This window comes from Vibrio sp. 11986-1-5 (genome assembly GCF_963878025.1).
Lineage (GTDB): Bacteria > Pseudomonadota > Gammaproteobacteria > Enterobacterales > Vibrionaceae > Vibrio > Vibrio injensis.
Genome location: NZ_CAWNVW010000052.1, coordinates 11,807 through 38,467, shown reverse-complemented (window position 1 = coordinate 38,467; position 26,661 = coordinate 11,807). Strand labels below are relative to the sequence as shown.

Here is a 26,661-nt window from a genome sequence, read left to right as displayed (position 1 = left end):
GATTGAATAACTTCGCCCAATGTAATGCGGGTTATTTTCCCATATCCACACCACGATGTTTAGACAATAATGACCAAATATGGCTTACGTGCGCGTGTTATTACCCTGACTTTAGCACCAACCTTAATTATTGGGTTACTGCTTAGCGCTTTATTCTCATTCAACCGTTACCACGATTTGGAAATTCAGGTTCTCAATTCTGGTGCAAGTATCATTGAACCACTGGCGATTGCCAGCGAAGAAGCGTTAAAAAACCAAAGTAGGGAATCGGTACGACGGATCATTAGTTACGCTCATCGTAAACACTCGAAATTAGTACGCAGTATTGCGGTATTCGATGCTCGCCATGAGTTATTTGTGACCTCCAACTTTCATCCCAATTTTGAAAGTTTGATGTACCCTAAAGAGCAACCGATCCCAGTTCTCGGCAGTGCCCAGCAACATGATAACACCCTTATTCTCCGTACACCGATTTTGGCAGAAAGCCGCCTACTCGAAGATAATACGAATAGCGCGCGTTCGGTACCGGTACTGGGTTATATTGCCATTGAATTAGATCTCTCCTCGCTGCGTTTACAACAATATCAGGAGATTTTCTCCGCCTGCTTAGTGTTAATTATGGGCCTAGTGCTCTCTAGCGTTTTCGCCGTTCGTCTCATGCACGATGTGACCCGTCCTATCACCCATATGAAAAACATGGTTGACCGCATTCGGCGCGGCCATTTAGATGTTCGAATTGAAGGGAAAATGCATGGTGAGTTGGATTCACTGCGTAAAGGCATTAATGCCATGGCGGTCTCGCTATCCGAATACCATGTAGAAATGCAACACAGCATTGATCAAGCTACCTCAGATCTGCGCGAAACTCTTGAGCAATTAGAGATCCAAAACGTTGAACTGGATATTGCCAAAAAACGCGCTCAAGAAGCCGCTCGAATTAAATCTGAATTTTTAGCCAATATGTCACATGAGCTGCGTACTCCGCTCAATGGGGTGATCGGCTTTACGCGTCAAATGCTAAAAACCCAGTTAACCAATAGCCAAACAGATTACCTGCAAACTATTGAAAAATCAGCCAATAACTTATTAACCATCATTAATGATATCCTCGACTTCTCAAAACTTGAAGCTGGTAAGCTAGCACTTGAGAACATCCCTTTTGAATTCCAAGAAACCTTAGAAGAAGTGGTTAATCTACAGGCCACCAGTGCCCATGAAAAAGGCTTAGAGATCACTTTAAAAGTCGATCCGAAAATTCCGCTCGGTCTTGTTGGCGATCCGCTGCGTATTCAACAAGTCTTGACTAACTTGGTTGGCAACTCAATTAAGTTTACCGAACGAGGTAATATTGATATTAGCGTTGAAATGCGCTCACAACGGGATGATATCGTTGAGCTGCAATTTATGGTTCGCGATACTGGGATTGGTATTTCGGAGCGCCAACAAGCTCAGCTATTCCAAGCTTTTAGTCAAGCCGATGCGAGTATTTCACGTCGTTACGGTGGCACAGGTTTGGGCTTAGTCATCACGCAAAAATTAGTTGGACAAATGGGCGGCGAAATCAGTTTAACCAGCCGACTGCATCAAGGTTCTACATTTTGGTTTACGCTGCGTTTACCTGCGACAACCATGCCTATCAGCGATTGGGTTGATACGCAGGCACTATTGGATAAGCAGTTATTACTTGTTGAACCTAATATGCAAGCCGCTTCTATTGTCCAACAACAATTAGTCCAAGCTGGGTTAACGGTTACCTATCGCTCATCGATGCCTGAAGATTCCGAACACTACGATTATGTCTTACTGAATTTATCACCAGCCAAAGAAACCGACACCAGCTTAGCCGAGCAATGGATTCAGCAAGCGCTGCAATTAGCACCGCATGTGATTATTGGTACACCAAGTACCGAGCTTGCGTTAGCCGACCAACTGATGAAGCACTACCCAGTTCAATGCGTCACTAAACCGTTGTCACGCCGTAAGCTATTACAAACCCTATTAGCTCATCAGCCGACATTGCCGACGCCTATCGAGCAACCACGTGAAATAGATAAACTGCCCTTGACCGTAATGGCGGTTGATGACAACCCAGCCAACTTAAAACTGATCAGTGCATTGCTGCAGGAAAGGGTTGCAGAGGTAATTACTTGCAGCGATGGAATTAGCGCGGTAGAACAAGCGACTCTGCGCGCCTTTGATATCATTTTAATGGATATTCAAATGCCGCATATGGACGGGGTTACCGCTTGTAAGGCAATTAAACAATTACCGCTTAATAGCACAACACCAATCATTGCGGTGACGGCTCACGCTATGGCTGGAGAACGAGATCGACTACTAAAAGCAGGCATGGACGATTATCTGACCAAGCCAATTGAAGAGCATATTTTACAGCAAGTGTTGGTTCACTGGAGCCCAGCCCACTTAACTCACGGTGTAGAAAAGCTGCCTTTAAGCCATCATCAAGCAGAGCTCAACCCCACCCCATCCTCTCCCTCAACTTCAATGGTGATTGATTGGTCACTGGCCTTGAAGCAAGCCGCAGGAAAAGAAGATTTGGCCAAAGAGATGTTACAACTGTTGGTCAATTATCTTCCTGATGTGATTCAAGTGGTCAATCAAGCACAACAAGATGATCAGTATGCGTTAGATGATTTACTGCATCACATCCATAAACTGCACGGAAGCTGCTCTTACAGTGGCACGCCATCATTGAAAAGCATCTGTGCCACCTTAGAACAGATGCTGCGCTCAGGGAGCCGAGTCAGTGATATCGAGCCTGAATTATTTGAACTGCAAGATGAAATGGAGAAGTTACTCAGTGAAGCGCCACAATACCTCAACTAAAGCGCAGCAATGATGAGTAATCAGTTCGAGGGAAAAAATGACTCAAGAATCACCGTAGCGACGGCGTAATGTCGCTCATCGGAAAGGGATAGATGAATGGATGTGACTTGCATGGCTTCGGCGAGTTGCTTCGCTCGGCCATGCAGAATTAGATGGGGTTTACCTTGGGTATCGTTGGTGATTTGAAAATCATGGAACGTAACACCACAAGCGATACCAGTACCTAAGGCTTTCGCAGCCGCTTCTTTAGCGGCAAAACGTTTGGCTAAAAAGCGCGCAGGCTGTTTTAAAGCCGCACATTTAACCTGCTCTTCAGGGGTGAGGATCCGCGCCGCAAAGGCGCTACCACTACGGGTAAGCACCTTCTCAATGCGTTCAATCTCAGTAATGTCTGTGCCTAAGCCAACAATCATCGACGATTAACGACGCACGTTATCCATGATTGCTTTCATATCCGCGACCGCTTTGCTCAAACCATCAAACACCGCTCGGCCAACAATCGCATGACCAATGTTCAGCTCATAAATTTCAGGAATAGCAGCAATTGCCGCTACGTTGTGGTACGTCAAACCATGTCCAGCATTGACCGTAATACCAAGATCGCTGGCGTAGGCTGCCGCTGCCGCGATTTTTTTCAGTTCGTTTTGCTGCTCAGTCTCATTAGAGGCTTCTGCATAATGCCCAGTGTGCAATTCAATAAAAGGCGCACCGCATGCTTTCGCGGCGTCAATTTGCTCACGATCGGCATCAATAAATAGAGAAACTTTAATTCCTGCAGCGGTCAGTTTTTCCGTCGCAGCTTTCACTTTATCTAACTGCCCTAGTACGTCTAACCCCCCTTCAGTGGTCAGCTCTTCACGCTTTTCTGGTACCAAGCAGACAAATTCAGGCTGAGTGTTTAAAGCAATTTCGAGCATCTCTTCGGTTACCGCCATCTCAAGGTTCATCCGCGTTTGCAAGGTTTCACGCAAAATACGCACATCACGGTCTTGAATATGGCGACGATCTTCTCGCAGGTGAATGGTAATGCCATCCGCACCTGCTCGTTCAGCGATCTCTGCCGCATGCACAGGATCAGGATAACGGGTACCACGCGCGTTACGTAACGTGGCAACGTGGTCAATATTGACACCTAAAAGAATTGAGCTCATGTTTCTATACTCCGTGCTCTAGATAGCGTTGTGGGTCGGAACAACTCCCGACTTTTTAAAGGTTTACCGCCAAGATAAGGCTTTAAAGCAATGCGTGTAAAGCGCTTTGCGGCTTGTAATTGATTTTTGGTGGTAAAGCGTCGTTCACTGATCGCAATCAGCTCATCACCATAAAAAGTCAAGTTATCGCGTCTTACCGACGCAATAAAGCCTTTTTGTTCACGATAACGATAGGTCATCGTCGGAGTGATGGGCTCACCCGTGCCCGCACAATGTAAAAAATCAACGCCATAGCCAAGAGAGGACAATAATGCCAGTTCGAAACGACGCAAAGCTGGCTCAGGATTATCACTTTGCGCTAACTCAGTCAGCGCAAACAGATAATCATGAAACAGTGCGGGGCTAGGAACATCACTCGCCAAGACTCGGCCAACTAATTCATTGACGTACATCGCTGAATAGAGACTGATGCCACTTAAAGGAAGGCCTAAACTGATTGACTCAGCTTGACGTAATGTCTTCATGGTACTGTTGCCAGACCATTTTAATAATAATGGAGTAAACGGCTGCAAGGCGCCTTTAAGCTGAGAACGCTTGCCACGAGCCCCCTTCGCCATCAACGTTAATCGTCCATACTCTTCACTAAAGACGTCCAAGATTAAGCTTGATTCGCTATAAGGACGGCGATTAAGAACAAAGCAACGTTGAAAACCATCAATCATAACAACACCAATCACTCCAGTCAGAGTACAGCGTAGAAGACCAAATAGACGATAACATCGCGCAATATCACTGTAGGATCTGACCATGGCGATGGGAAGAGCCACGTAAAGCGACTCCGTTTGGTTTAACTCACTAGGCGCAATTTATAGATCGTCAATATAACCTAATGAACGCAAAGCTCGCTCATCATCTGCCCAGCCAGATTTCACTTTGACCCAAGTTTCCAAATAGACTTTGCGTCCAAACAGCTCTTCCATATCGAGACGGGCTTCGCGACCAATGGTTTTTATTTTCTCACCCTTTTTACCAATAACCATTTTTTTCTGGCCAATCCTTTCGACCAAAATCAAAGCATTAATATGGAAACCATCGGTTTCTGGGTTGTAATCAAAACGTTCAATCTCTACGGTAACCGAATAAGGTAATTCCTCACCGGTAAAGCGCATTAATTTTTCACGGATGATTTCCGAAGCCATAAAACGCTGTGAACGATCGGTCACATACTCTTCAGGGAAATGGTGCGTTGCTTTTGGTAAATGATGACGAACATGCTGATGCAACACATCAATATTTTTCCCCAACTTAGCCGAAATAGGCACAATATCGACAAAGTCCATTAAGCTAGAAAGATCCTGCATATGGCGCATCACATCGTTACGATCTTTGACGTTATCGACTTTATTGATGCATAACACAACTGGAAAATTGGCTTGACGCAGTTTGTTAAGCACCATCTCGTCATCAGCAGTCCAGTGTGTACCATCCACCACAAACAAGACTAAATTGACATCACTGAGTGAGCTACTGGCAGCACGATTCATTAAACGGTTGATCGCCCGCTTTTCTTCAATATGCAGCCCGGGAGTATCAACATACACCGCCTGATAATCACCCTTGGTATCCACGCCCATAATACGATGGCGAGTGGTCTGTGGTTTACGTGAGGTAATGGAGATTTTTTGCCCAAGAATATTATTTAACAGGGTAGATTTGCCGACATTAGGGCGACCGACAATGGCGACAAAACCACAGTGTTGATTATCGGGTGATGAGCTCGGTTGTTGATCGGATGCGAAGTACGCATCGATATCGAATTCTTTATCAGCCATGGTTTAATTGCTCCAGAGCGGTTTCAGCCGCTGCTTGTTCGGCTTTACGGCGGCTAGTGCCTTTACCTATAACGGGTGTGGCAATACCGGCAACATCACACGATACCGTAAACTCTTGGTTGTGTGCTTCCCCTTTAATATTAGTCACAATATAGACAGGGAGCGGACTACGTCTACCTTGTAAGAACTCTTGCAAACGTGTTTTAGGATCTTTTTGCGACACGCCAGGTTTGATGGCATCGAGTCTCGGTTGATACCAATTTAAGATGATACCGCGCACCATCTCAATATCACTATCCAGATAAATTGCCCCGATAATCGCTTCTACGGCATCAGCTAAAATTGAATCACGACGAAAACCACCGCTTTTTAGCTCGCCTGGACCTAATTTTAAGTAATCTCCCAAGCCAAATTCTCGGCCTAACTCCGCAAGGGTATTGCCGCGTACGAGTGTGGCACGCATGCGGCTCATATCACCTTCATTGATCTTAGGAAAGCGACGATATAGCTCGTCCGCAATAACAAAACTTAAAATTGAATCGCCCAGAAACTCAAGACGCTCATTATGCTTACCATTGGCGCTACGATGAGTAAGCGCCAATTCCATAAACTCAGGATCATTAAATTGATAACCGAGTTTGGGTTCTAATCTATTAATTGGAGAATTCATGCTCTCTCGATGTGTTACGGGTCAGCAAACTGCTGACCTAATTAATGCCACCTATACGATTAAATCGCACTCCGGTTGGGATCCAAGCTGGCAAGATGCTATCTGCTGATCGTTCAAATTCAAAACTGATCCAAATTGCTACGGCTTTACCCACTAAGTTTTCTTCTGGTACAAAGCCCCAAAAACGGCTATCAGCACTGTTATCACGGTTATCACCCATTACAAAATAGTGCCCTTGTGGAACAATCCACTCATTAACACCCGCGCGAGGTTGATAATCTCGAACATTATCCATTCGTAACGGGTTAATTAAAATGCTGTGCGCCTGTTGCCCCAACTGCTCATCCATCTGCATTAATGGAATATTATTCTGTACAAACTCGCTTTCAAGTACGTTAGATAACTTCACCGTTTGGCAACGAGAATCTTGTTGAGTTTGAATGCAAATTTCTTTGTTTGAGTTGTAGCGAACAATATCGCCCGGCATGCCAACCACACGCTTAATATAGTCAATACTTGGATTAGGTGGGTATTTAAACACCACCACATCGCCACGCTCAGGCTTACCAGTTTCAACCAATTGTGTGCGCCATACAGGATCTTTAAGGCCATAGGCGTATTTTTCAACCAGAATAAAATCCCCGACCAATAACGTTGGCATCATCGAGCCAGATGGGATTTGAAATGGTTCAAAAATAAACGAGCGTAATACTAAGACAAAAGCGATCACTGGAAAAATCGACACCGCATTTTCTACCCACCAAGGCTGTGGCGCGATTTTGCTGACAACTGCCGCATCAATTCCATTGGTTTCGTTCTGCACTTGAGCTTGTTTTTGTAGACGTTTTTTTGACCATAGCCACTTTTCCAACGCCCAGATGATTCCGGTCACGAGAGTAACGATCACCAAAATGAGTGAAAATGTATTCGCCATTGACTTCCCTTATCTAAAAATACGAAAGTGAAAGGGCCAAGACCCTTTCACTTGAGAACAAATGCTGAACGCACGATGCAAAAAAATTAATCTTTACCTACGTGCAAGATAGCCAAGAACGCTTCTTGTGGTAACTCTACGTTACCAATCTGTTTCATGCGTTTCTTACCTTCTTTCTGCTTCTTCAACAGTTTTTTCTTACGGCTAATATCACCGCCGTAACATTTCGCCAATACGTTTTTACGTAATTGCTTAACCGTTGAACGGGCAATAATATGGTTGCCAATCGCCGCTTGAATAGCGATATCAAACATCTGACGAGGAATGAACTCTTTCATTTTCTCGACTAACTGACGACCACGATTTTGAGCAAGATCTTTATGAGTGATGATCGCCAACGCGTCGACTTTCTCTCCATTAAGGAGTACATCGACTCGGACCATGCTCGATTCTTCAAAACGTTGAAAACCATAATCCAGTGATGCATAACCGCGTGATGTCGATTTCAAACGGTCAAAGAAGTCTAAAACCACTTCTGCCATCGGAATATCGTAGGTCAACGCTACTTGGTTACCATGATAAATCATATCCACCTGAGTACCGCGTTTTTCAACACACAAGGTAATCACACTACCTAGGTAATCGGATGGCACTAAAATATTACAACGCGCAATCGGCTCACGAATCTCTTCTATGTCATTGATCGCCGGTAATTTAGCCGGACTATCGACGTAGAGTGTCTCTTTATCGGTTTTAAGCACTTCATAGACAACGGTTGGTGCCGTCGTGATCAAGTCCAGATCGTACTCACGTTCTAAACGCTCTTGGATGATCTCCATGTGCAGCATCCCTAAGAAGCCACAACGGAAACCAAACCCTAACGCCGCAGACGTTTCTGGTTCATAAAACAGTGACGCATCATTGAGACTCAATTTCCCCAAAGCATCACGGAAGTTTTCATAATCATCCGATGAGACAGGGAAAAGTCCTGCGTAAACTTGTGGTTTTACTTTCTTAAAACCCGGTAACGGTTTTTCACTGCCATTCTTAGCAAGGGTTAACGTATCACCAACGGGAGCACCTAAGATATCTTTAATACCGCAGACGACCCAGCCTACTTCACCACAACCCAATCCGTTGGTATCAACCTGCTTAGGAGTAAAGATACCAATTCGATCCACACCCCAGACTTGGCCAGTGCTCATGACTTTGATCTTGTCGTTTTTCTTCAGGCTACCATTTTTGATACGCACTAAAGAAACCACACCTAAGTAGTTATCAAACCAAGAGTCAATGATCAACGCCTGTAACGGTGCCTCTGGGTCCCCTTCTGGGGCCGGTATTTGAGAAACAATTTTCTCTAATACATCATCGACACCTAAACCGGTTTTAGCGGAACAACGAACGGCATCGATGGCATCAATCCCAACAATGTCTTCGATCTCTTCTGCAACCCGCTCAGGCTCAGCCGCTGGTAGATCAATTTTATTGAGGATAGGCACCACTTCGAGATCCATTTCAATGGCCGTGTAACAGTTAGCCAAGGTTTGAGCTTCAACACCTTGACCAGCATCCACTACCAATAAGGCACCTTCACAAGCGGCGAGAGAACGCGATACTTCATAAGAGAAATCAACGTGTCCGGGGGTATCAATAAAGTTAAGTTGATAGGTTTGGCCATCTTTAGCGAGATAATCGAGTGTCACACTCTGCGCTTTGATGGTGATACCACGTTCACGCTCAAGATCCATGGAGTCAAGAACTTGCTCTGACATTTCACGCGAGGTTAATCCGCCACAAACTTGGATTAATCGGTCAGATAACGTCGATTTACCATGGTCAATATGGGCGATGATCGAAAAGTTACGAATGTGCTTCATAGGCTTGGGATGACTAAACTCTTTGCTGATTAGGGAATAAGAAACGCCACCGAAGTGGCATTTCATTTAAGTTGGCCGATTCTACCCAATTTCGCTAGGCTTCGCACCATAATTTAGGCGATCGGCTCACCAAGAACACGTAGCAAGATCACCTGCTGTGATGAGTCATTTTCTAACTGAGTAGAAAAATATTTCGCGATCACAACACCTAAGCCCATAAACAGCAGTGCGCAAGCGATCACGATGCCTTCCGATGCTCCTAACAATGGCGCAAACCAAAGCTCTCCCAATACCGCTCCCACAATCATCATCAATAATGGGACTAAGTAGACCAAGGCTGCCGACTGCAGCAGGCTTTTTTCGGGTAAACCAATCTCGACGATTTGTCCGATGGTGACTGGTTTATCAGTCACTAAGCGCCAAAATAAGGCTTTATTGCCTATCGCTTTTGAGACTATCCCCGTCCCACAGCTTTTAACCGAAGCACATTGGTTACAGCTGGTTTGCTGATCACAACTCAACGCAACGAGATAACCACTGGGTTGGGGCTTTACCTCAGTCACGGTGGCTAGCGCGGTCATCATGGTGAGACCTCAGGACGACTAAACGTGATCGACTGAGCAATACGCTGCGCGGTTGCTGGAGGGATATCACCAACCACAGAGATTTCATTATCACCATTGATCACGCTGTGTAAGGTGCGTCGGCCTTGCCGAACTAACTGACCTTTGAGTGAATGATCATCACGAACGGAGACATACACAGAAAAATTAAACAGACCGTCGGAAAACATTTGACTCTCGACTAAACGCTCTGTCATCGCCATCCGATAGCGATTTAACTCAAGAGGTTGAAAACCATCGGGTTTCCACCCTACCTGCCAAAAAGTTTGCTGAATATTACCTTTAGGTAATGACAGTACTTCAGGCAGTTGAACCTTATTCAGTCCAGACATTAGCGTAGCCAATTGATCATTAATCGAATAAGAAATAGTACGGTACTGCTCAAGCACTTCTCCATCGCGATCAACTAAATCGGCACGTAAAGGTAGTGAACTGTGTTCATCTATCCACAGTACATAGGAATAGCGTAAACCATCTTTAGGTACAATCCGCAAGACTTGGCAGGCAGCCCCAGCTTCACGAGCGCGTCCCATCTTAACAAAATCGTAGTATTGACCAAGCTTAGCGACATCACTATTGAGCATCGGAATGGTTGGCGCGACCATAGTGCCAGATTCAATCGTAAAAGGCTCAACACCGGGTTCGATGTAGCTGACTTCATTACCACGACGAATCACTTCTCGTACTGGACCACTGAGATAAATCAAATGCGCAAATTGTTGCTCATCTTGCCGAGCGTGACGATACAGCAAAGGCTCAATGCTGTTTTTCTTTAGCAGAATATAAGAGAGTTCATAATTGAGATGCTGACTTGCGTCGTTCATCTGATGCAACAAAGCCTCTGCAGATAATTCCTCTGCAAAGGCCTGAGTCACATGCAAACTGAACAGTGCCAGCACACTGATCAGGACTTTTTTCATTCCATTACCGGTTCAGCGAGTTGAGTGTGGGGGGCCAGATTATCACTATTTAATCTTAGCTGTAGTTCGTAATCTTGCAGTAATGCATTAATCCGTCGACGCTGCTCTTGCATACTAGCTTCATTACTGCTGTGTCGATTGACGGAATCACGCGTCAAACTCACAGGTTCAGCGCTGCCTGAGAATGGGATTGTCTGCAAGACCGGTATTTGATCGTCTTGCACACCGACGGTATCACTACCACCGTATTGTTGCACGCCGATAACCACCGCTAACGACACGCTAGCAGCAATGGCGACTTGCCCAAATTGGCTAAGCCAAGCGGGTAACTGGCGACGAGCTTTTTGCGCCGCAGGCTGCTCTTCAAGTCGAGGCTCAGCAGATTCAGTTGTTGTGACGACGCTTAACCGAGTATGAGCAGGTTCATTTTCTAGAGCGAGAGCGACCCTTCCAGCAATATTCCATTCTGGACTTACGGGTGCATCACCACGCATGACATCACCGATCAAGTGGTAGTTTTTCCACGTATCGAGACTTTCATCATCGTGGGCGATCGTTTGTAACAACGATTTATCGACCACTTCGCCATCCATAAGCGCTGAAAGCTTTTCTTTGTCAGCCATTATTTTCACCATGTTTATTGCTCATTATCGGTTATAAAAGTGGTTTAATCCGCTTTTCTACCGCTTCACGAGCACGGAAGATACGAGAACGCACCGTACCAACGGGGCAATCCATGACTTCGGCGATCTCTTCGTAGCTTAAACCTTCCAGCTCTCGCAACGTCATCGCAGTTTTTAAATCTTCAGGCAACGCCTCTATCGCATTAAACACTACCTGCTTCAATTCTTTGGACAGCGTAATGTTTTCAGGGTTCGATATTTCTTTTAATGCATTATTGGTTTCGTAAAATTCAGCGTCTTCAGCATCAATATCATTCGCTGGTGGCCGGCGGCTTTGAGCGACGATATGATTTTTCGCAGTATTGACAGCAATGCGATATAACCAAGTATAAAACGCACTCTCACCGCGAAACGTCGGAATCGCACGATACGCTTTAATAAACGCTTCTTGTGCGACATCGGGCACGTCTCCAGAGTTGCTCACATACCGCGAAATAAGATTGCACACCTTATTTTGGTATCTCAACACCAAAAGATTAAATGCCTGCTTATCTCCGTTCTGAACTCGCTCAATCAACACTTGATCGGTCAGCTGCTCGTTCATTCGAGCGGTTACTCCTATTGTTATCCCCCTACCTTCTCAGATATGGGCTCTAATTATGCAGAATGCTTGCTTGACACCGCTGCTTACATGAGCACTATTGTGACTCAATTACGCACAGAAAGTTCAATGCCAGGTAAAATTTTCCTTTACGCTGCGCATTATGCTGTAATGAACAACGGATACCTAAGTTAAGATTACTTGAGGTATAGACAACAAGGTATGAAAATCTTAAAGGTTAGTTACGCGTACAACAAGTAAATACCTTGTCAGCTTTAGTTTAATTTCAAGTGGGCATGTTCCACTTAAAGTTCAGGAAGTAAACCATCTTATGAACGACTCTCGAGAACATCAATGCGACGTATTGATAGTAGGTAGTGGCGCGGCAGGCTTATCTTTAGCACTGCAAGTGGCTGAGCACTGTCATGTGATTGTATTGAGCAAAGGACCTCGTAGTGAAGGGGCGACCTATTACGCACAAGGCGGTATTGCAGCGGTGTTTGACGAATCCGATAGCATCGAATCTCATGTGCAAGATACGCTGATCGCTGGTGCAGGGATCTGCGACCAAGAGACGGTACAATTTATCGCTGAACACGCCAAAGCCTGTGTTCAGTGGCTGATCGATGGTGGCGTGCCTTTTGACAAAGAAGAGAACGACCCTGAGGGGCAGCCGCGCTACCATTTAACCCGAGAAGGTGGCCACAGCCATCGACGCATTTTGCACGCCGCCGATGCAACAGGCATGGCGATGCAAACCTCGCTGCAAGATAATATTCTCCATCACCCTAATATTCGCCTGTTTGAACGTTACAATGCGCTCGATTTGATCACCGAAGATAAAATTGGTGGCGATGAGAATAAAGTCGTCGGTGCTTATGTCTGGAATCGTAATGATGAACATGTTGAAACGATTCGAGCTAAATTTGTTGTGCTCGCGACCGGTGGCGCATCAAAGGTATATCAATACACTTCAAATCCCGATGTTTCCTCGGGGGATGGTATCGCCATGGCGTGGCGTGCAGGCTGCCGAGTCGCTAATCTGGAATTTAACCAATTTCATCCGACGTGTTTGTATCATCCAGAAGCTCGTAATTTCCTACTGACTGAAGCACTACGCGGTGAAGGCGCTTATTTACGTCGCCCCGATGGCAGCCGTTTTATGACCGATTTTGATCCTCGGGCAGAATTGGCTCCGCGGGACATCGTCGCTCGCGCAATCGATTATGAAATGAAACGTTTGGGCGCAGATTGTATGTATCTTGATATCAGCCATAAACCCGCGGCGTTTATTGAGAAACATTTTCCAACCATACATAACCGCCTGATGGATTTAGGCATTGATATGACCAAAGAACCGATCCCGATTGTTCCAGCAGCTCATTACACTTGTGGTGGAGTGGTTATCAATCAGCAGGGCCAAACGGATCTTAAACAGTTATATGCGATTGGTGAGGTCAGTTACACCGGCTTGCATGGTGCTAACCGTATGGCGTCTAACTCTTTGTTAGAGTGTGTGGTTTATGCTTGGTCTGCCGCCCAAGATATTTTACGCCAATATCCTCAAGCCCAGATGCCACCTTCCCTACCTCATTGGGATGAAAGTAAAGTGACTTGCTCGGATGAAGAAGTCGTTATTCAGCACAATTGGCATGAACTCCGTCTATTTATGTGGGATTACATGGGCATTGTTCGCACCGATAAACGTCTAGCACGAGCTTTACGACGTATTCAGTTATTACAGCAAGAGACCCATGAATACTACAGTCATTTCCGAGTATCCAATAACCTCCTTGAGCTGCGTAACTTATTGCAGGTCGCAGAGCTGATGGTTCGCTGTGCAATGCAGCGCAAAGAGAGTAGAGGGTTACACTACACACTAGATTATCCTGAACCACTGGAAAAGAGTGGCCCAACTATTCTCTCACCAAGATGACACCGTTAACGGGAGCCTGAATGCTCCCGTTTTAAGCGCCCCAGCAACTGACGATAATCCGTTGCAGAGCAACTATCTCGCCATAGGAGCACGGATCGCTGCCGACCATAAAAACGAATGAATAATCCTCGATATAATAACGATACACCTTGGTAAGACAACTCTTGGTCTGCCCATCGCAGCCGTCCAGAAAAATCAATCTCAACTTCTTGTGATAAAGTCGCTGGTAACCAATCTAATAAAGGTGTTTTTAGCCAATAACACAGGATCACCATAGCGGCGATGAGAGGAATGGGCGAAATTAATAATGCCCATATCAGCAGCATCAACAGACACCACGCGGTAATATGGGCAAACAGGGAAGGACTTAAAGCAAGCTTAACGGACTTTGCTGAGATTATAAGCGACAATCTTGTCTACCATGGCAGCATGACCGAGATTTTCAGAGCGCCCGTGGCCCATGATCCAAGTAAAGAGATCAGGGTCATCACACTCAAGTAAAGAGACAAAATCTTGTTGCTCTGATTCACTCAAGGCTTCAAAACACTCCTCGAAAAAGGGCATGACAACCACATCAAGTTCTAACATGCCACGACGGCATGCCCATTTCACTCGTGCTTTTTCTTGCGCAGTGTACATCGACTTTCCTCACCTTAGGTACATTTTTGGCAAGTGTAACAAGCAACCCTCAATACAACTAGTAGCTTAGTCACAGTCCCTATTCAAGCTGACAAAAAACTTGATCCAGATTAACATAGTGAAAATCATTTCAGTTAGGTGAAGGATATGAGCTGGAAAAATACATTTACCCCTCTTTTAGTGACCACCGATGACTTATTACCGGAATTGATGGTGACCCATCTCGAACAGTGGAGCGCAATCTGCGTTTCAGGCATCGATAGTAAACCTTACTTACAAGGACAGCTCACCTGTAATGTGGTCGCATTACCTGCACAACAAATGGTTTACGGCGCACACTGCGACGCGAAAGGCAAAGTATGGAGCGCTTTTCGTTTATTTCATCACCGAGATGGTTACGCCATGTTCCAACCCGCTTCAGCGGTTGACGTCGAATTACGAGAACTCAAAAAGTACGCGATTTTTTCTAAAGTGACCATCGACCAAAGCCAAGATGTCGCTTTAGGCCTTATCGGAACACAAGCTGAACGGTGGCTAGACCAATTCAGTGATTGTCGCGATGACGTACGTGTTTTAGAGCAAGGAACGGCGGTAAAAATCAGCGCTAAACGTTGGTTACTGTTAGTTAATCCTGATTCCGTAGAAGCCTTACTGGAAAACATGCCAGCTCAGCGCGTCAACTCAGAGATCTGGACTCGCTTTGAGATTCAAGAAGCACTACCGATCGTCACTCAAGAGCAGCAAAATGAGCATATCCCGCAAGCGTTAAACTTACAGGCTTTAGGCGGCATCAGCTTTAACAAAGGCTGTTATACTGGCCAAGAAACGGTAGCACGAGCCAAATACCGAGGGATCAATAAGCGAGCTTTATGTCTGGTCGCCGGTGATATTCATCAGCCATTAAACGCCGATCAAAGCATTGAATTAGAACGAGCGGTTGGTGATAACTGGCGCAGCGCTGGGGTACTGATGGCCCATTACTCTTTTGCCGATCAACGTGCTATCGGGCTTATTGTTCTCCCCAATAACCTTGAGTCTGATACCCTATTACGCATAAAATCTCAGCCAGAGACACGCTGGACACTACAACCTTTACCCTATTCATTAGATGATGCTTAAACCACTTTCAACCCCAATCATCAACTACTTAGAGCAACAAAAGGTCGATCATCAGTTGCTGCATCATCAGTCAGCCGCAATCACCATCGAAGATGCCGCACGTCAACGCGGCATCGATCCCAGTCAAATGGTCAAATGTCTTTTACTGCGCGATATGAGTAACCGTTTGGCTTTAGCGTGTGTACCTGGCGATCAAACTGTGGATCCGAAGAAAGTTCGCAGAGTATTAGATTGGCGAAGAATGACTTGCGTCGACCGCTCTCAAGTTGAAGCGTTGACAGGCTATACAATAGGCACTGTCACGCCATTATGCTTAACCATATCGTTACCGGTTATTTTTGACTATTCATTAAAACAACAAACGTTGGTCACCATTAGCAGTGGCTCACCGCATGCAGGGATAGCCTTAGCACTCAATGACTTGGTTGAGTTATGCCAACCTAAATTTGCAGATATCGTTCGCGATTAGTGCTATTCATGACCAAGATAGTGTGATCACAGCTAAATTATTCAATGTATTCACATGAATATTAAATCACTTTTCAATCATAAATAGTTAACGGTATGATTTTCAGTTACCCTGATTTTACTGATGAAGGTCAGTCCGTTCACTTGATATCAAGGTTCTGATTAAGTGTTCAGGAACATCGTCAGTAAAAAGCGGTTAGCAGGTTTTACCTGTAACTCGCTTTGTGTGTAATGCATCTGTGATTATTTAGCCCGCAACCTTGCGGGCATTTTTTACAAAAAACTCACCCATCTATCACTCGTTTTTATTTTCTTCCGCTATTCTTATTACTGTCATATTCATTTGGCTAAATAGGCGCCATAACCATCATCACTGCCGTCGATACCTAAAGCATGGTCTATCCTATCGCCAAATGTTCATACACCGAATCGAGATAGGTAATCGGGCAAACTATTAAATTCGTCAGTCAATGCAGTAAGTATAGCTGCCTTCATCACACTATTTTTCTGTGATTTAACCTATACTTACTTGCATGGAAATAAAGAAAGGATCGAAATATGAGACTGTTTAAGCGCTATACACCCAGTATGATTGCTAAGCACGTAAGTCGTCTTTTTAAAGGAAGAATCTATATCTATGGTGTTGGTAGATTTGAGTTTGACCACGGAAAATTGATCTTACCTGAACGTGCCGAACAACGACATTTCCAGACCGTCAACGAGGTCAACCAAGAAATCCGTCGCTTACGTTGTGCATACGCTTAATTAACTCATTATTCGAAAAAGGGTTAGCTTTACAGCTAACCCTTTTTTATGTTTCATCGACACGAGAAACGATCGTTCTGCGAACCAATGTCTAGCTCAATGGATTGTAATCGCGGAAATGATCTGCCTGAAGGCCCTGAGCGATTCTAGGCAATTTACCTTTTAAACCGAGCGCATGCTGCATCATCATCTGTTTCCCTCCGGGAATTTGTCCCGCTAACTGCATACCCATGCCACGTAGCCATTTTTTAGCCGGATGATCACCAGAAAATAACTCTTTAAAACCTTGCATGCTAGCTAGCATTTTGGCGGCTTCTGCTTTACGCCAACGTTCGTAAGGTCGTAAATAGCGATGCTGACCAATATCAAGCCCTTGCTGCCAAGTAGAGAGAAGATGCTCCGCCAAACCAGCGGCATCAAGTAATCCTAAGTTAACACCCTGCCCCGCCAATGGATGAATGGTGTGTGCTGCATCACCGACTAATGCGATGCGCTGTCTAGCAAAATCACGAGCATAGCGTGCCGTTAACGGAATAGCATGCCTTGTACCAACGACTTCACAACAGCCAAGACGAGCATCAAACTCAGCCGTCAATGCTTTATTAAATGCCTGATCCTCTAAGGCCATTAATTGCTGAGCACGACTCGCTTCGGTTGACCACACAATCGAACTCATGTGCATGTCCCCCATCGGTAAAAAGGCTAGCGGCCCTTGTGGAGTAAAAACTTGCCTAGCTATCGCCTGATGTGCCAGCTCAGTACGCACGTTAGCAACCAAAGCATGATGACCATAATCCCAATACGTTAAAGGGATGTCGACTTGGCGACGCACCCAAGAGTGAGCACCATCCGCACCGACGATCAATTTAGCCGTTAATGCTTGCCCGTCACTTAGGGTTAACCACGCTTCATTCTCGCCAATAGCCAATTGTTGGCAATGAGCTGGCATATATAGACTGACATTGGCTTGTTTTTTTACTTCATCAAGCAGTGCCAATTGAATCACTCTATTTTCAACAATATGCCCAAGGTTAGGCTGGGTAATTTCCTGCGCAGAAAACTCAATCTTGGCGAAACTATCTTGTTCCCATACTTCCATTGCGAAGTAAGGATTCGCTCGACGCGCAAGGATCCCCGACCATACACCAAGATTTTTCAAGACTGTTTCACTCGCGCGACTCAAGGCTGACACTCGAACATCAGGTAAATCGTCAAACTGAGTATCCGGCGTTTTACTTTCAATGATCGCGATTCTCAGATCGGAATCTTTTAGCGCAACCGCCAGCGTTAGCCCAACCATACCACCACCGACGATGGCAATGTCCACACTTTGCATCATATTTATTACCTTTATCCTAAAGTGTGATTGAGTAGAGGCGCTTTTAACAATGGGATATTTTCCATCGCCATCAACCCTAAGTTGCGTCCCACTCGTAATGTCAGCCAATCATTAGAAAACAGATGAACTAATGTCGACGTTAATTGAATCGTTGCTTGGCGATCCGCTTCACGGCGCTGACGAAACGTTGCTAATTGACGGTACTCACCCATCGACTGAGTATCTTCTTCGGTCAGCACTTGCGCAAGTGTAGCAATATCTCGGATCCCCAGATTAAAACCTTGTCCAGCAATAGGATGCAGCGTTTGCGCCGCATTGCCGATGGTGACAAATCGATGCGCAATAGTCTGGGAATGATAACGCAAAATTAATGGGTAGGTAGAACGTTGCCCAACCTGTAAAAATCGCCCCAAGCGCCAGCCAAACATCGTTTGTAACTGAGCAAGAAACTCACTATCTGAAGCATACAGCATCTGTTCGGCCTGTTCGGCAGATAGACACCAAACTAACGATAAGCGGTCGTCACTCATGGGCAATAACGCTAAGGGCCCAGATGCAGTAAAACGCTCAAAGGCACGTCCCCGATGTTGCTGAGCAGAAACCACATTGGCAATTAAAGCCACCTGCTCAAAATCGTGTTCTTGGCGAACGAATCCCATTTGGGCACTAGATGTCGACAATGCACCATCTGCAGCAACCAATAACTTTCCGGTTATTCTCTGTTGATCGGATAAGGTTACACTAACGTGTTCTGGTGAGCGCTCAACATGCTCGACACTCAGTGGGCAAAAATAGGTAATATTATCGCAGGCGTTAATTTTCTCAGCGTACTGTTGGCCAACTTTAGACAGTTCGACCACATACCCTAAAGCGTCTAAACCAAGGTGGGTAGAATCAAAGTTAACTATCCCTGCATGAGAGCGGTCAGAAACGTGGATCTGTGTTATCGGTGTGGCAAAGGGGCATAGGCTTTGCCACAACCCCCAGCTTTTTAACAATTCCACCGTACCATGAGCCAACGCAATTGAGCGAGAATCAAACCCTGGATGTGCATGATGGTTCGTTTGAAAGGGTTCGATAATGGCGATCGATAGAGCACGTTGACTAAGTGCATTCAATGCTAACGCCAATGTCGATCCTGCCATTGCACCACCAGCAATGATCACATCAAAAGATTTCACCTCTCTCACCACTGCCTCACTTAATGCACGATAGGTTTAGTATCGGGATTCACCGAGCCTTTAAACTCGATATACAACATAAACACACACGCCTTGATATGCTCAATCACATGCTCAAGTAACTGCGCTTGCTGATCAAGATCGTCTTGCTCATCAATGCCTAATTTTGCGATCTCTTCTAAATCTTGCAGAGCTTCTTTAGCATGCGTCGATAACCCAGACAGAGTGACAGCCATTAAACCGAGCCCAGAAATGAAGTGATTGACCCAATCAGCGACGCCATCCGCGAATTGAAATAGAGCCTCGCTATCATCGGTGATCGGTACTAATAAGGTTAACTTAAAATCCTCACTGGCAAGTTCGGCTTGAGTGGCGGACAGTAACTGTTTCGCTTTTTCTAATGCACCCGTCGGCCAGCCCATACCATCATTGGTGTAATCAAAAAGCAGCGGTTGCCAACTTTGATCATTTAAGGTTAAGCCTCCGGCTAGCATACCAGCGATCAAACCATGCAGTTCAGCTGGATTTATCGCTAACGATGCCGCTTGGAGTTCGCTGGCTAGTTGGTTATAACTGGGAAACGTTGTATCGCTCATGGTCACTTCATCATGGTAAATAATTGCCATCCTATCACTTCGAGGTCATCGGGAAAATCCTCCGTGCTGGGTTTGTGCTTGCCTTTAACGCAAATTGGTTAAGAAGTCGGTGTTTACTTTGCCAATTACTATTTATCAACCTGAAAAGCTTGAATCTTGTGACCACTTTACCTATAGTTTGCCCCTCGATGGTTGCTCGGATACAATCATCATTAGTTACGCGAATAGAGTTCAATTATCATGAGTAATCAAGCGGTTGACGTTGAAATTTTAGGCAAAAAAACGCGTGTCAATTGTCCTTCTGGACAAGAAGCCTCGTTAATACGCGCCGCACAAGATCTCGATCAACGATTGAAAGATATGGCTGAACGTACTAAGGTAACTAATGAGGTTAAGCTACTTACCATTGCCGCTCTTAATATCTGCTATGAGCTACAGACGGAGCGACAAAAGCAGAATGATCAACAGCAACAAATCAGTGAGCGAGTGGAAGAGCTGACTGCATCACTACAAGCAGTACTCAATAAAGTACCACACGGATAGTGTTACATTACCTGCACAAGTTTTACCCTGGAGTGTTTGTCAGAGGATGTACGTCCCTGAGCCGATAAGCAACACATAAGGGTTGGTACTTGGTCACTATTGAGCAGGCTCGGCTTGTACCGAGAAGCCTACGGTAGCCATTGCTAATCCGCCTTGAACCAGCTGGTTCAAGGGCCACAGTCCTCAACGGCACTCTGGGGTTCCTAATGTTACCAACTCGTCAACAACTACGTTCATTGATTCGCCAACGACGCAATCAACTGTCTCAGACTGAGCAACAGCAAGCCAGCCAAGACTTAATCCAGCGCTTTACTGAGCTTCCTGAAGCGAAAACAAGCCAACACATTGCCTTGTATCTGGCTACTGATGGTGAATTAAATACACAACCTCTGATTGAATGGTTATGGGCTCAAGGTAAATGTATTTATCTACCAGTATTGCACCCATTTTCTCCCGGTCATCTCCTTTTTTTACGTTATCAATCTACAACGCCTATGGTGCGTAATCGCTTTGCGATTCTTGAACCGCGACTCAATCAACAACTGATCCAACCACTCGGACAACTGGATCTGATCTGCACCCCGTTAGTAGCCTTTGATGCTCATGGCCAACGCTTAGGGATGGGAGGCGGATATTACGATCGAACCCTCGCCAATTGGTTTGCGACAGGCCAAGGGGCAACACCGATCGGTTTTGCGCATAACTGTCAATATGTCGAGCAATTACCCCACGAAAGTTGGGATATTCCATTACCTAAAATCGTCACGCCAACGCGAGTTTGGCAATGGAAAGCGTGATCTGTGTAGACATAAACGACTCGATTGTTGTCTTCTCTCAGTACAGCTGAATACGATTTGAGTATATAATCGCGCCCTTATTCCCCCTTTATGGTTCATGTATTGACAGGGAATACCAACCAACATTCAATGACTCACAATCAGGAGATAGGCATGACTCAAGATGAAATGAAAAAAGCCGCCGGCTGGGCTGCACTTAACTATGTCAAAAAAGGCAGTATTGTTGGTGTCGGCACGGGGTCAACCGTTAATCACTTCATCGATGCCTTAGGCTCTATTAAGGATGATATTCAAGGCGCAGTCTCTAGCTCTATTGCTTCAACAGAAAAACTCCAAGCACTCGGCATCAAAGTTTATGACTGTAATGACATTGAAGCGTTAGATATTTACGTCGATGGTGCTGATGAGATCAACGCTCAACGTGAAATGATTAAGGGCGGTGGCGCAGCCTTAACGCGAGAAAAAATTGTTGCGGCGATTGCTAAACAATTTATCTGTATCGTCGATGGCAGCAAAGCCGTTCCCGTACTAGGGAAATTTCCATTGCCAGTTGAAGTTATCCCAATGGCGCGTAGCTACGTTAGCCGTGAATTGAGCAAATTGGGCGGAAAACCTGTCTATCGTGAAGGGGTGATTACTGATAACGGCAATATTATTTTGGATGTGCACGATCTGCACATTACTCAAGCCAAAGCACTGGAAGATAAAATCAACTCGATTACCGGTGTCGTAACCAATGGTTTATTTGCTCATCGTGGTGCCGATGTGGTGATCACAGGCACCGAACAAGGTGCTAAAATCGAAGAATAAGATTGAGAAAATCACCACCTTTTTGGTTATTTGATTACAAACGGCACCTTGAGTGCCGTTTTTATTGCTTTTCATTAAAGAATATTCTCGCTTATTCCGTAATTTTCTTACCCAAACGGGAAAATATTTGTTAGTTTATTGGAGCAAAGACACCCAAGGAAAACGTTTGCGTTGAATAAAACAAGTCCAATAATTGACGTTTGATACCCAAACCATTTGAAAAATAGCTCTATGACCGATTCATCTCTCCAGCATCAATGACATGAAACGGTAACTTCAAACGGAATGGGGATACTTGTGGTTAACTCAATAAGCCCATTTCCCATATTTAAGGACGAGTATCATGGCCAAAGTTTCACTAGAAAAAGATAAAATTAAAATCTTACTGCTTGAAGGGCTACACCCTTCAACCGTCGAAGTATTACAAGCCGCAGGTTACAGCAATATTGAGTATCACAAAGGTTCGCTCGAAGAAAACGAGCTACTGGAAGCCGTCAAAGACGTCCACTTTATCGGTATTCGCTCACGAACCAACCTCACTGAGTCAGTCATTAATGCTGCTAATAAGCTGGTCGCCATCGGTTGCTTCTGTATTGGCACCAACCAAGTTAATCTAGAAGCTGCAGCCCAACGTGGTATTCCGGTATTTAACGCTCCCTTTTCTAACACACGCAGTGTAGCCGAATTGGTTTTGGGCGAAATCCTCTTGTTGCTACGTGGTATCCCAGAGAAAAATGCTTTAGCTCATCGTGGCATCTGGAAAAAAAGTGCCGACAATTCCTATGAAGCGCGCGGCAAACGCTTAGGGATTATTGGTTATGGTCATATTGGTACTCAGCTTGGAATTATTGCTGAAAACCTTGGCATGCATGTCTATTTCTACGACATTGAAAATAAACTCTCTTTAGGTAATGCAACTCAAGTTCATACCATGAGCGAGTTACTCAATAAGTGTGATGTGATCTCTTTACATGTCCCAGAAACGCCTGAAACAAAAAACATGATGGGGGCAGAAGAGTTCGCTCGCATGAAACCGGGCGCTATATTTATCAACGCTGCGCGAGGGACCGTAGTTGATATTCCTGCGTTATGTGGCGCTCTTGAATCTGGCCATATTGCTGGAGCCGCGATTGATGTTTTCCCAACGGAACCGGCATCAAATAAAGAGCGCTTCGAATCGCCACTAACTGCGTTTGATAATGTCCTTCTTACTCCACACGTTGGTGGCTCAACTCAAGAAGCGCAAGAAAACATTGGTATTGAAGTCGCAGGCAAACTAACCAAATACTCAGATAACGGCTCAACCCTATCGAGCGTTAACTTCCCTGAAGTATCGTTACCTCAGCATCGTGATTGTTCTCGTTTATTGCATATCCATGAGAATCGTCCCGGTATCCTAACCCAAATCAACACCATTTTTGCCCAAGATGGCATCAACATTGCTGCGCAATATTTACAAACTAGCGCCAATATTGGTTATGTGGTGATTGACGTCGAGACTGCACGTTCTGAAGAAGCCTTAGTCAAACTCAAGGCCATCGATGGCACCATTCGTGCGCGCATTCTTCATTAATCAATCATCGATGTATAAAACGAAAAAACCAGCCTAGGCTGGTTTTTTTAGAGCTTTTTAGTTTGTATTAACCACGTAGAGCTCGCTCACCGCGGGTCATGCCAACAACGCCACTTCGTGCCACTTCAATCACTTCCGTGACTTCGGTGATCGCGGCAATAAAGGCATCCAGTTTATCGCTGGTTCCAGTTAACTGAACCGTATATTGCGCAGCAGTCACATCGACAATCTGGCCACGAAAGATATCCGCCGTTCGTTTGACTTCAGCCCGAGCAAAACCGCTGGCTTTAACTTTAACCAACATTAATTCACGCTCGATATGCTCAAACTCAGAGACTTCTTGTACTTTCAAAACATCGATCAACTTATGCAATTGCTTTTGAATCTGCTCTAATTGCATCTGATCTGATTTAGTGGTGATGTTCAAACGCGACAATGTTTCATCATCAGTAGGCGAAACGTTTAATGTTTCAATGTTATAACCACGCTGAGAGAACAAACCAACCACACGAGAAAGCGCACCCGGCTGGTTTTCCAACAATAAGGAAATGATATATCTCATCTTAGGTTCTCTCCGTTCTACTTAACCACATTTTATCCATGCCTTCACCCTTAATTTGCATTGGGTAAACATGCTCTGTCTCATCAACACTAATATCAACAAACACTAAACGATCTTTCATAGCGAGCGCTTTAGCCAGCCCTGATTCCAGTTCATCAGGGGATGAAATGCGCATCCCTACGTGACCATACGCTTCCGCTATCGCCGCAAAATCAGGGACTGAACTCATGTAAGAGTTAGAGTGACGACCTTGGTAAATAATATCTTGCCACTGTTTGACCATACCTAAGAAACGGTTATTAAGATTGATGATTTTGACCGGAATACCATACTGCAACGCAGTAGAAAGCTCTTGGATATTCATCTGAATACTGCCGTCTCCCGTCACGACCACGACTTCTTCTTCCGGCAAGGCAAACTTAACACCAAGCGCCGCAGGCAAGCCAAATCCCATCGTGCCAAGCCCCCCAGAGTTAATCCAGCGTCTCGGCTTATCAAATGGATAATAAAGTGCGGCAAACATTTGATGCTGACCAACATCGGAAGCCACATAAGCATTGCCTTCGGTAATCCGGAATAAGCTTTCAATCACTTGCTGGGGTTTGATTCGTTCAGCCGAGGTTTCATAACGTAAACATTGACGCTCTCGCCATTGATCGATCTCTTGCCACCATGCGGCCAATGCTTGATGATCATTGGTTTCGTCTTGCTCATTCAATAAGTTGAGCATCGTCGTTAAAACTTGTTCAGCTGAGCCTACGATAGGCAAATCAACTTTGACATTTTTTGAGATAGAAGACGGGTCAATATCAATATGCATGATCTTGGCATTGGGACAATATTTTTCCAAATTGTTCGTGGTACGATCATCAAATCGTACCCCAACCCCAAAAATCAAATCTGCATGATGCATTGCCATATTGGCTTCATATAAACCATGCATTCCTAACATGCCTAGACTGTTTTTATGGGTACCAGGAAAAGCCCCTAATCCCATTAATGTACTGACCACAGGTAAATTTAGCTGTTCAGCTAAGGCTTTGATAGGTTTATCGGCTTGTGAAATGATCGCCCCACCACCGATATACAGCACCGGTTTTTTAGCGGCAAGCAAGGCTTTTAAGGCTTTTTTTATCTGCCCTTTATGACCCGCAGTGGTTGGATTATAAGCCCGAAGATGGATTGAACCTGGGTATTGATACGGCAATTTAACCAAAGGATCCATCACATCCTTGGGAATATCAATCACGACGGGACCAGGACGCCCAGTTGAAGCGATATAAAACGCTTTTTTGATAGTTTCTGGGATATCTTGAGCTTTTTTAATTAAAAAACTATGTTTTACGATCGGCCTTGATACACCAACAATGTCACATTCCTGAAAGGCATCATTACCGATTAAATTCGTGGCAACGTTACCGGAAATAACAATCATAGGAATGGAATCCATATAGGCGGTAGCAATACCAGTAATGGTATTGGTTGCACCTGGCCCCGAGCAGACTAACACCACTCCTGTCTTTCCTGTGGCTCGAGCATAACCATCCGCCATATGCGTGGCGGCTTGCTCGTGCCGGACCAAGACATGCTTAATTTGGTCAGCTTTGAGATGCAACGCATCGTAGATATCTAATACTGAACCACCGGGATAGCCAAAAATCTGCTCCACCCCTTCTTCTATCAGCGATTGCACAACCATTTCAGCGCCAGATAACATCGCTATATTCGGTACTTCTGCCATTTTATTCTCCTTAACCAATCTTCTGCACTCGGTCAGTGGATAAAGTTGGTTTTACATAGTCTAGGGCTTATTTGTAGCCTGATGTGGAAGCCTTCCGCGTTCCGCTATGTCCCGCACCGGTCATAACAAGTGCTAAGGTAACGCAACAACTGTAACGGTTTATTTTCATAAGGTCTAATGGCATAAAACGCCAGCAAACAATAAGATAAGGTAAATAAATGTATAAAAGGCGCTCAATGTTGACTTTGTCATCATAAATAGGATGGAGAGACGGAAAGAAGATAAAAAACAGAGTAATATTTTGTTACGTTAGCCGACACGCTCACTCTGAGTGCAGTAAATCATCCAAGTGGCTCGCCGATACCGTGCAAAATAGTTGTAGAAATCCGAAAAAGCCGTACAGCGAAACACAGAGGCTGGGACCACGCCTTATTTTCAATATTTCTAAAGAAGAAAAGAACTTCCCGCCCCTTGAGACTAATACTGGAGGGCGGAAAATATTAGGGGTTTA

Annotated in this window: 27 protein-coding genes and 1 other RNA gene; 10 read left to right on the top strand and 18 right to left on the bottom strand. The window is 45.0% G+C overall.

Annotated elements, in window-relative coordinates:
- The first annotated feature begins 69 nt into the window (after positions 1 to 69).
- Entirely contained in the window at positions 70 to 2,847 is a 2,778-nt protein-coding gene (barA, locus tag AACS00_RS14365) for a two-component sensor histidine kinase BarA (RefSeq protein WP_181397594.1), read from the top strand.
- Positions 2,848 to 2,867: 20 nt separating this feature from the next.
- Here the strand turns inward: barA and acpS are convergent, their stop codons facing one another.
- The 11 genes from acpS to rpoE all read right to left on the bottom strand — a co-directional run bounded on the left by acpS (position 2,868) and on the right by rpoE (position 12,084).
- Positions 2,868 to 3,260 carry a holo-ACP synthase gene (gene acpS, locus AACS00_RS14360; RefSeq protein WP_110167802.1) on the bottom strand — a complete coding sequence of 131 codons (393 nt, stop codon included), beginning with the start codon at positions 3,258 to 3,260 and terminating at the stop codon, positions 2,868 to 2,870.
- 6 nt (positions 3,261 to 3,266) lie between these two features.
- The gene (gene pdxJ / locus AACS00_RS14355) at positions 3,267 to 3,998 is read right to left on the bottom strand and encodes a pyridoxine 5'-phosphate synthase (protein WP_110167801.1); all 732 of its coding nucleotides are present in this window, start codon (positions 3,996 to 3,998) and stop codon (positions 3,267 to 3,269) included.
- Positions 3,995 to 4,720, bottom strand: coding sequence for a DNA repair protein RecO (recO, locus tag AACS00_RS14350; RefSeq protein ID WP_072671509.1), 726 nt, complete (start codon positions 4,718 to 4,720; stop codon positions 3,995 to 3,997). The genes pdxJ and recO overlap by 4 nt, the downstream gene beginning before the upstream one ends.
- A 144-nt stretch (positions 4,721 to 4,864) precedes the next feature.
- The gene (gene era / locus AACS00_RS14345) at positions 4,865 to 5,830 is read right to left on the bottom strand and encodes a GTPase Era (RefSeq protein ID WP_072671458.1); all 966 of its coding nucleotides are present in this window, start codon (positions 5,828 to 5,830) and stop codon (positions 4,865 to 4,867) included.
- On the bottom strand, positions 5,823 to 6,500 hold the full coding sequence (gene rnc, locus AACS00_RS14340) for a ribonuclease III (RefSeq protein ID WP_072671459.1): 678 nt from the start codon (positions 6,498 to 6,500) through the stop codon (positions 5,823 to 5,825). Before rnc ends, era begins: the two co-directional genes overlap by 8 nt.
- 37 nt (positions 6,501 to 6,537) lie before the next feature.
- Complete coding sequence (lepB, locus tag AACS00_RS14335; protein WP_072671460.1) at positions 6,538 to 7,434, bottom strand: signal peptidase I; 897 nt, start codon at positions 7,432 to 7,434, stop codon at positions 6,538 to 6,540.
- 86 nt (positions 7,435 to 7,520) lie between these two features.
- On the bottom strand, positions 7,521 to 9,314 hold the full coding sequence (lepA, locus tag AACS00_RS14330; RefSeq protein ID WP_072671461.1) for a translation elongation factor 4: 1,794 nt from the start codon (positions 9,312 to 9,314) through the stop codon (positions 7,521 to 7,523).
- Positions 9,315 to 9,427: 113 nt separating this feature from the next.
- A complete protein-coding gene (locus AACS00_RS14325; protein WP_040903838.1) occupies positions 9,428 to 9,898 on the bottom strand; it encodes a SoxR reducing system RseC family protein in 471 nt (156 codons plus the stop codon).
- Positions 9,895 to 10,857 carry a sigma-E factor regulatory protein RseB gene (gene rseB, locus AACS00_RS14320; protein ID WP_072671464.1) on the bottom strand — a complete coding sequence of 321 codons (963 nt, stop codon included), beginning with the start codon at positions 10,855 to 10,857 and terminating at the stop codon, positions 9,895 to 9,897. Before rseB ends, AACS00_RS14325 begins: the two co-directional genes overlap by 4 nt.
- Positions 10,854 to 11,492: a sigma-E factor negative regulatory protein gene (locus AACS00_RS14315; RefSeq protein ID WP_110167800.1), complete on the bottom strand. Its 639-nt coding sequence runs from the start codon at positions 11,490 to 11,492 to the stop codon at positions 10,854 to 10,856. Before AACS00_RS14315 ends, rseB begins: the two co-directional genes overlap by 4 nt.
- 19 nt (positions 11,493 to 11,511) lie before the next feature.
- On the bottom strand, positions 11,512 to 12,084 hold the full coding sequence (gene rpoE / locus AACS00_RS14310) for an RNA polymerase sigma factor RpoE (RefSeq protein ID WP_072671466.1): 573 nt from the start codon (positions 12,082 to 12,084) through the stop codon (positions 11,512 to 11,514).
- Between the two features lie 328 nt (positions 12,085 to 12,412).
- On the opposite strand from rpoE, the gene nadB reads away from it, so the two are divergent.
- Complete coding sequence (gene nadB / locus AACS00_RS14305) at positions 12,413 to 14,017, top strand: L-aspartate oxidase (RefSeq protein WP_110167799.1); 1,605 nt, start codon at positions 12,413 to 12,415, stop codon at positions 14,015 to 14,017.
- A gap of 5 nt (positions 14,018 to 14,022) precedes the next feature.
- Here nadB and AACS00_RS14300 read toward each other — a convergent pair whose 3' ends face one another.
- Complete coding sequence (locus AACS00_RS14300) at positions 14,023 to 14,427, bottom strand: protein YgfX (protein WP_309048914.1); 405 nt, start codon at positions 14,425 to 14,427, stop codon at positions 14,023 to 14,025.
- Positions 14,396 to 14,656, bottom strand: a complete 261-nt coding sequence (locus tag AACS00_RS14295) for an FAD assembly factor SdhE (protein WP_072671471.1) — start codon at positions 14,654 to 14,656, stop codon at positions 14,396 to 14,398. The genes AACS00_RS14300 and AACS00_RS14295 overlap by 32 nt, the downstream gene beginning before the upstream one ends.
- Positions 14,657 to 14,803: 147 nt before the next feature.
- Between AACS00_RS14295 and ygfZ the strand changes: the two genes are divergently transcribed.
- From ygfZ to AACS00_RS14280, 3 genes are all read left to right on the top strand, one after another.
- Complete coding sequence (ygfZ, locus tag AACS00_RS14290; protein WP_072671472.1) at positions 14,804 to 15,775, top strand: tRNA-modifying protein YgfZ; 972 nt, start codon at positions 14,804 to 14,806, stop codon at positions 15,773 to 15,775.
- Positions 15,765 to 16,244 (top strand): aminoacyl-tRNA deacylase, encoded by a 480-nt coding sequence (locus tag AACS00_RS14285; RefSeq protein WP_375152960.1) that lies wholly within the window; start codon positions 15,765 to 15,767, stop codon positions 16,242 to 16,244. Before ygfZ ends, AACS00_RS14285 begins: the two co-directional genes overlap by 11 nt.
- Positions 16,245 to 16,801: 557 nt before the next feature.
- Positions 16,802 to 17,008, top strand: coding sequence for a DUF1107 domain-containing protein (locus AACS00_RS14280; protein WP_040903845.1), 207 nt, complete (start codon positions 16,802 to 16,804; stop codon positions 17,006 to 17,008).
- Positions 17,009 to 17,099: 91 nt separating this feature from the next.
- On the opposite strand, the gene AACS00_RS14275 is transcribed toward AACS00_RS14280, so the two are convergent.
- The 3 genes from AACS00_RS14275 to AACS00_RS14265 are packed head-to-tail and all read right to left on the bottom strand — an operon-like array spanning position 17,100 to position 20,124.
- Positions 17,100 to 18,347, bottom strand: a complete 1,248-nt coding sequence (locus tag AACS00_RS14275) for an FAD-dependent 2-octaprenylphenol hydroxylase (RefSeq protein WP_110167798.1) — start codon at positions 18,345 to 18,347, stop codon at positions 17,100 to 17,102.
- A gap of 11 nt (positions 18,348 to 18,358) precedes the next feature.
- Positions 18,359 to 19,528: a 2-octaprenyl-6-methoxyphenyl hydroxylase gene (ubiH, locus tag AACS00_RS14270; protein ID WP_181397589.1), complete on the bottom strand. Its 1,170-nt coding sequence runs from the start codon at positions 19,526 to 19,528 to the stop codon at positions 18,359 to 18,361.
- Between the two features lie 20 nt (positions 19,529 to 19,548).
- The gene (locus AACS00_RS14265; protein ID WP_072671516.1) at positions 19,549 to 20,124 is read right to left on the bottom strand and encodes a YecA/YgfB family protein; all 576 of its coding nucleotides are present in this window, start codon (positions 20,122 to 20,124) and stop codon (positions 19,549 to 19,551) included.
- Between the two features lie 240 nt (positions 20,125 to 20,364).
- On the opposite strand from AACS00_RS14265, the gene zapA reads away from it, so the two are divergent.
- From zapA to serA, 5 genes are all read left to right on the top strand, one after another.
- On the top strand, positions 20,365 to 20,667 hold the full coding sequence (zapA, locus tag AACS00_RS14260) for a cell division protein ZapA (protein WP_072671478.1): 303 nt from the start codon (positions 20,365 to 20,367) through the stop codon (positions 20,665 to 20,667).
- Between the two features lie 21 nt (positions 20,668 to 20,688).
- Positions 20,689 to 20,872, top strand: a non-coding RNA gene (ssrS, locus tag AACS00_RS14255) — 6S RNA.
- A 1-nt stretch (position 20,873) separates the two neighbouring features.
- On the top strand, positions 20,874 to 21,464 hold the full coding sequence (locus AACS00_RS14250; RefSeq protein ID WP_110167796.1) for a 5-formyltetrahydrofolate cyclo-ligase: 591 nt from the start codon (positions 20,874 to 20,876) through the stop codon (positions 21,462 to 21,464).
- A gap of 153 nt (positions 21,465 to 21,617) precedes the next feature.
- Positions 21,618 to 22,274: a ribose-5-phosphate isomerase RpiA gene (gene rpiA / locus AACS00_RS14245; protein WP_072671481.1), complete on the top strand. Its 657-nt coding sequence runs from the start codon at positions 21,618 to 21,620 to the stop codon at positions 22,272 to 22,274.
- 343 nt (positions 22,275 to 22,617) lie between these two features.
- A complete protein-coding gene (serA, locus tag AACS00_RS14240; protein ID WP_072671483.1) occupies positions 22,618 to 23,847 on the top strand; it encodes a phosphoglycerate dehydrogenase in 1,230 nt (409 codons plus the stop codon).
- Positions 23,848 to 23,914: 67 nt separating this feature from the next.
- Here serA and ilvN read toward each other — a convergent pair whose 3' ends face one another.
- Positions 23,915 to 24,409 carry an acetolactate synthase small subunit gene (gene ilvN, locus AACS00_RS14235; protein ID WP_072671484.1) on the bottom strand — a complete coding sequence of 165 codons (495 nt, stop codon included), beginning with the start codon at positions 24,407 to 24,409 and terminating at the stop codon, positions 23,915 to 23,917.
- A 1-nt stretch (position 24,410) separates the two neighbouring features.
- Complete coding sequence (locus AACS00_RS14230) at positions 24,411 to 26,150, bottom strand: acetolactate synthase 3 large subunit (protein ID WP_110167795.1); 1,740 nt, start codon at positions 26,148 to 26,150, stop codon at positions 24,411 to 24,413.
- Positions 26,151 to 26,661: the final 511 nt, after the last annotated feature.